Below are 6,438 nucleotides of genomic sequence, written 5' to 3' on the forward strand. Positions count from 1 at the left end.
GACATGAACCGCGGCTGGCGCACCCTGCGCTTGCATCACGAGGGCGTGCAGGCCACCAGCCAGCAGGAAGACGCCGCCGACGCCGAACAGGGCACCCGCTACCACTTCAGCGCCGAGCTGCTGCATGACCACACCGACTGGCGCGCCCCGCTGCCGCCCAAGCCACGTATCGACGGCCCACATATTGCCACCGTAGTAGGCCCCAAGGACGAAGAGATTTACTGCGACGAGTTCGGTCGGGTGAAAGTCCAATTTCCCTGGGATCGCCTGGCAGTAGGCGACGAACACAGTTCCTGCTGGATTCGCGTTGCCCAGAACTGGGCCGGCGCCGCCTGGGGCCATATCGCCATCCCGCGCATTGGCCAGGAAGTCATCGTCGATTTCCTCGACGGTGATTGCGACCAGCCCATCATCACTGGCCGAACCTATCCGGCCACCCATCCCACGCCCTACGAGCTACCGCGGCACAAGACGCGGATGACCATCAAGAGCCAGACCCACAAGGGCCAGGGCTTCAACGAACTGCGCTTCGAGGACGAGCATGGCCAGGAGGAAATCTTCATCCATGCACAGAAGGATCAGAACATCCGCGTCGGCAACGACGAAACCATCGTCGTCGGCCGCGACCGCAGCGAACAGGTGGAGCACGATGAAACCATCACCATCGGCCATGACCGCCAGGAGACGGTAGGCAACGACGAGCAGGTGACCATCGGCCAGGACCGCCGCCATGCCATTGGCCAGGACGACTACCTGAACATCGCCCGTAACCACAACATCCAGACGGGCAAGGATCGCATCGAAGAGGTCGGCAACGACCGGCGCGACAAAACCACCGCAGACCACTGGATCGAGATCGGCGGACACCTGTACCAGAAGGTCGAAGGCCGCGTCGAGTTGCAGGCCGGCCAGGCCATCGTCCACAAGACCCAGGTATACGAAATCCAGGCATCTGAGGCCGTGGTACTCAAGGCCCCTGGCGGCACCCTGCGCATCGACGACTCCGGCATCACCCTCAATGGCGTATCACTCCAGTTCAATGGGCCACTTGCGTTGCAAACGAATGGTTCGGGCCACTCCATCGCCGCCAGCGGCGTGCCGACCCCGAGCGATCCGGTTTGCGTCAGTTGTTTGCTCAAGGCCATCGCCGAAGGGCGCAGTGTCGTTCGCATGGAGGGCATATGAGCAAGCATTCCGCCGCAGCCCTGATCATTGACGAGCTGCGCGAGTCCCCAGCCTATCGCTTGGCCGGCCTGGTCGAAATGTCCCGACTGGAGCCAGCCGAACGCAGTGCGCTGCGGGAAACGCACAGGGGAAACGCCTGGCCCCTGTTGCAACAACCGGAGCTCGCCAACCTGCGCGAAATCGGCCCCAGGCTGTTCGGCACAAAGCCCGATGCCGACCTGCAAGGTCAGTCCGACTTCTACAGCGCCCTGGGCCGGACAGCGGGTGATGCTCTCTGTGGCTGGATCGTCAGTGCCCTGCCTCCCGCCAGGCTGGCAGAGCACCTGAGCAAGGCCGCCGTGGTCGAAGGGCCGGATGATGCCAGCTACATGCTTCGCTATCACACCGAGCACGCTCTGCCCATCCTGCATGCCCGCCATGACCTGCCCGGTATCGCCGAATGGCTGGCGCCGATCCGCAGCTGGTGGGTCGCCCTGGCGGACCCGCAACACAGAGCCTGGCGACGCCTCTCCGGCTACGACAAGCCGGAACACCTGCATGTGCCGCCCATCCGGATTGACCAGGACTGCTGGGACATGCTGGCGGGAGACCCGCTGCTCTACCGCCTGGCGGATCAGCTCAAGGCGCCACTGCAAGCCGTGGGTGCCAAAGAGAACTGCCAGAGCACACGGCTTGGCCTGGTTCGCCAATACCTGGAGCAGGCCCGCCAACACGGCCTTACCCGCCAGGCCGACCTTGTTGACTACGTCACCCTCATGGCCCTTCAAGGGCCAGCCCTGCACAACACACCAGCCTGGCAGCAAGCCCTGAACGACGCCCTCAACCACGGGCGGCCGCTCGCCGAAGCCCTTCAGGCGCGTACGCGCCAGCGGACATACTGAGGAACCCCCATGTACGACTGGAAAGAAACCTTCGAACTGTGTGCAGAGAACCGCAGCCAGCTGGAGCAGCTCTTCAGCCCGGGGCCGGCCGTCAGTTGCACCCGCACCTTCGCCATCCTGCCGCTGCGCTACGGCGTGGTTTGCGGCAGCGCCGCGCAACGCCGCGCACTCCCCGAGTTGCCAGCGCATCTGCGCCGCCCCCACCAGGTCGGTGAACTGAGCGAAGCCAGCTACGCCATCCGCCCGTTGCGCGAAGGCTTCCTCTACGTCCTGATCAAGCGCGCCAGCACCGGCCAGTACGCCTGGCACAGCCAGTACCGTATCTCGCCTCTCGGCACGCTCGACTTCATCGATCCGGACAAGCCCTGGGATACCCTGGCGTCACTCAATCCCCTGGAAGCCATCAGGAGCATGACCTGGCTGTTCAAGATTTACGACCTCGACGACGTCCAGGATCTGCGCCTGCTCTACAGCCCCGACCCGCTGACCCAGGACACCCTGCGCAAGTACCGCATACTGCAGCTCTACCGGGATACGCTGGCGTCCATCGACATCGCCAGTTGCGCCAGCGAGACCCCACCCGAGGCACTCCCCCATGTCCTCACCTACGAGCGGCTCGACCTGATCGCCGACTTCGCGGCGCAGCACCAGGGCGCACTCAAGACACTGATCCAGGCCCAGCCGTTCAATGGCGCGAACGTCCCAGTGATGGCTGCCCGCGCGGAAATGATGCCCACGGCGAACAAGCCGCAGCATCGCGGGGTGGCCATCGTGGTGGACGACGCCATCGGCATCACCCAGGAACTCAACGCCTGGCGCAATGCCAGCCTGGAACCCCTGGACGCCTTCATGCAGCGCACCGACGCCGAAGGCCTGGACAACCAGCGCAAGTTCACCATCGCCTTCGCCATCGAGAATATCCGCAAGGCGCTGGCCGAGCAGGCCGAACACAGCTACACCCAGCACCAGAACACCCTCGGCGTCACCTATACGTCCTCCGAGTACTTGCAGAACAACGCCCAGGTCGTGATGATGTCGCGCGGCAACATGCGCTCGTTCCGCAACCCCGAGCATCAGCAGCAGGTGCAGCAGGCTGAAATCCGCCAGGCGCGGGAGCGGAGCTGGGAAGACTACGCCCCCTACATCAACGAAGGCATGCGCCAGGACTACCTGCGCGATTACCGGGCCGTGGTCGAGGCCGTCGACCAGGCCAGGGATGCCCGCGCCGCCGACCACCTGCTGTGGCTGCAGAGCGAAGCATTGCTCGATGCCCTGGCCCGCTATGACCGCAACGACCTGGAACAGGGGCTGCTGTTCGAGACCCAGATGGCCAAGGCCATCGTCGGCATGAACGCCACCCGCGTCGGCGATGCGCTGCTGACGCGCTGGAGCGAACAGGGCATCTCCAACGACAACCTGTTCTGGCGCTCGCTGGCACAGAACCAGGAATCGGCCGAAGACGAACTGAACACGCTGTTTGGCGAACGTACCGGCCTGATGCTGGGGCTGCTCGACGAAGCCCAACTGCAGGAACGCCTCAAGGGCCTGACCGACATCTACACCGCCAGCCTGGCCCTGGTCGAAGAACTGGCCGCCGTAACCACCTCCGGCCCGCCGGCCGACCGCCTCGCCGGGGGCGCGCTGCTGGTCAGCACCCTGGGCAGCCGGCTGTTCCAGAACCGCCTGGCAAGCGCCCTGGACAAGCCGGCCAACTGGCTGCTGGCCAATGCGCTGCAGGCGCGCCTGGGGCGCTTCGCGCAGCATTTCCACCTGGAGACGCGGGGTGGCACCGCGTTGAGCCAGGGCGCCACCCGGCGCCTGGATCGCTCGACGGCCAGCAGCTTCGACCAGGCCCTGCGCGCCGGCATCAAGGGGCCGATGACTGAGGTGCGCATCGGCAGCCTGGTGGCGGTGCTGGAAGTCTGGAACCTGATGGTCAAGGCCGATGCGGCCGACAAACAGAGCCGGGAGTACATCGAGATCGCCGCGGCAATGATCGGAGTATCGGCAGCGGCACTGGAATTGGGAGCGACGGCGGCGGGCTTTGCCGAAAGGAGCGGCAGTGCAGCCGTCCAGCAGGCGGGCAAAATATTCAGGGGTGGCTTACGGCTGGGAGCAGGCACACTGGCAGGCGTGGCGGCGTCGGTGGGGGCTTGGTATGACTACACCGATTTCTGGGAAAATGCTAAGAATGAAAATACATCTATCGACTATCTATACTTTCTTCGTGCAACAGCACAAACCGGTGTTGCCAGCTTGTCACTTGCGATTGGCCTCGCCTCATCCGGTCCCTTCCTTGAGTATATGATCAAGCGGCATGGTAGTAGCGCCTTTATGAGCTCAACGCTTAAGGTGGGTGTTAATACCTCGAAATTCCTGGCGGCCCGCATGGTCTTCATGCTCCGTGTCTTCTTCGGCCTGAATCTTCTCACTTTCGCCATTACGGCTGGTCTGATGTACTTCGTGCCCAACGACCTCCAGCGCTACCTGAGCCACAGCACCTTCCGCAAGGATCGCAGCAAGGGCATCGCTGATACGGAAGAGAAGGAGATCGAGATCATGCAACGCGCCGTGGGGAGTACGCTCTGATGTATCTGTTCGAGTGGGGATTTCATTGGGGAAAGAGCCTTTCTTCTTATGAGGAAAGGCTGGAGGAAGCAAAGAATCAGCAGCGTCAGCCGGGGCAACCCGAACTGAACGCCCCGGAAAGCGTTCAGGAGTCGGTATCGAAGTCGGTTTACGATAACGAGTCGCTCTATGCCTACAACGATACTTATATCGATGTGCGCACACCTAACGATGAAAAGCGCGGCTTAATCACACTGGCCGCAGGCGGCACCGGCAGCATGTTAATGTGGGGAGCACTTGCTGCATTCTGGCTGGCCATTAGTCGACTATACGACTCTTCCTCCGGCTCTCCAGGACTTGAGTTCTATATATTCGGGTTGATCTTGACACCAGCCACCGGAGTCCTTGCTCTTTACTTTTACTTTAAATACGCCTTTCGCTTCCTATTCCTCGAAGCCTTCACCGCCCGCCGCCTGATCATTCGTTTCAACCGCATTACCCGCAAAGTCTACCTTCTGCGCCCCAACCTTATCGGCGGCACCCGCATCATGGATTGGGACAAGACCCAGATCATCGTCGAAAAGAACATGACCGAACTCGAAGGCACAGGCGGTTTTGTGTGGCTCAGTTGGGACAGAGGCGACGGCACCGATCTCGAAGGCAATCCCACTGATGACATAGAGGTTGCCTTCGTCGGCAAACCCACCCGCAACGCCAGCGAACTGCTGGCCTTCTGGGAATATATCCGCCGCTATATGGAAGACGGCCCCGCCGCCGCCCCGGCGCCCGAAAAACTCATTCCCAAATTCCCCTGGCCCTGGCTGTCCCTCAAGGCCGCCTGGGGCCTGGACACCCGCTTCCTGCGCAACAGCGCCCTGTGGGTGTTCATGCTGCTCAACATCCTGATGCTGCCGCTGATCCTGATCCACGCCTTCGGCCACTGGCTGTCCCTGCTGCTGTGCTACGAGCCGCGCTTCCCCCGCGTGATCGAGGAAGCCGGGCGAGCATCGGCGCGAACGGAAACCTAGAGGCCCATCTACATGCTCAGCTGGAAAGAAACCTTCGAACAGTGTGCAGAGAACCGCAGCCAGCTGGAGCAGCTCTTCAGCCCGGGGCCGGCCGTCAGTTGCACCCGCACCTTCGCCATCCTGCCGCTGCGCTACGGCGTGGGCTGCGGCAGCGCCGCGCAACGCCGCGCACTTCCTGAGTTGCCACCGCACCTGTGCCGCCCCCACCAGGTCGGTGAACTGAGCGAAGCCAGCTACGCCATCCGCCCGTTGCGTGAAGGCTTCCTCTACGTGCTGATCAAGCGCGCCAGCACCGGCCAGTACGCCTGGCACAGCCAGTACCGTATCTCGCCTCTCGGCACGCTCGACTTCATCGATCCGGACAAGCCCTGGGATACCCTGGCGTCACTCAATCCCCTGGAAGCCATCAGGAGCATGACCTGGCTGTTCAAGATCCACGACCTCGACGACGTCCAAGATCTGCGCCTGCTCTACAGCCCCGACCCGCTGACCCAGATGACCGAGGTGCGCATCGGCAGCCTGGTGGCGGTGCTGGAAGTCTGGAACCTGATGGTCAAGGCCGATGCGGCCGACAAGCGCAGCCGGGAATACATCGAGATCGCCGCGGCAATGATCGGAGTATCGGCAGCGGCACTGGAATTAGGAGCGACGGCGGCGGGCTTTGCCGAAAGGAGCGGCAGTGCAGCCGTCCAGCAGGCGGGCAAAATGTTCAGGGGTGGCTTGCGGTTGAGTGCGGGGACACTGGCGGGCGTGGCGGCGTCGGTGGGGGCTTGGTA

Annotated in this window: 5 protein-coding genes; all 5 read left to right on the top strand. The window is 63.0% G+C overall.

Annotated elements, in window-relative coordinates; all coding sequences use genetic code 11:
- A partial coding sequence (locus ACF8GB_RS10555) for a type VI secretion system Vgr family protein (RefSeq protein WP_392527000.1) occupies positions 1-1,185 on the top strand: 1,185 nt, incomplete at its 5' end.
- Entirely contained in the window at positions 1,182-2,066 is an 885-nt protein-coding gene (locus ACF8GB_RS10560; protein WP_392527001.1) for a DUF4123 domain-containing protein, read from the top strand. The genes ACF8GB_RS10555 and ACF8GB_RS10560, both read left to right, overlap by 4 nt.
- A 9-nt stretch (positions 2,067-2,075) precedes the next feature.
- On the top strand, positions 2,076-4,655 hold the full coding sequence (locus ACF8GB_RS10565) for a T6SS effector BTH_I2691 family protein (protein WP_325943699.1): 2,580 nt from the start codon (positions 2,076-2,078) through the stop codon (positions 4,653-4,655).
- Positions 4,655-5,662, top strand: a complete 1,008-nt coding sequence (locus ACF8GB_RS10570; RefSeq protein WP_058639689.1) for a DUF6708 domain-containing protein — start codon at positions 4,655-4,657, stop codon at positions 5,660-5,662. Before ACF8GB_RS10565 ends, ACF8GB_RS10570 begins: the two co-directional genes overlap by 1 nt.
- 12 nt (positions 5,663-5,674) lie before the next feature.
- On the top strand, positions 5,675-6,438 hold a 764-nt coding region (locus tag ACF8GB_RS10575), incomplete at its 3' end, for a toxin VasX (protein WP_392527003.1).

This window comes from Pseudomonas sp. xss_4 (genome assembly GCF_043104125.1).
Taxonomy (GTDB): domain Bacteria; phylum Pseudomonadota; class Gammaproteobacteria; order Pseudomonadales; family Pseudomonadaceae; genus Aquipseudomonas; species Aquipseudomonas parafulva_B.

Excerpts from the sequence above, each read along its gene's own strand:
- ACF8GB_RS10565 (WP_325943699.1), top strand. The coding sequence starts at position 2,076 with ATGTACGACTGGAAAGAAACCTTCGAACTGTGTGCAGAGAACCGCAGC.
- ACF8GB_RS10560 (WP_392527001.1), top strand. The coding sequence starts at position 1,182 with ATGAGCAAGCATTCCGCCGCAGCCCTGATCATTGACGAGCTGCGCGAG.
- ACF8GB_RS10570 (WP_058639689.1), top strand. The coding sequence starts at position 4,655 with ATGTATCTGTTCGAGTGGGGATTTCATTGGGGAAAGAGCCTTTCTTCT.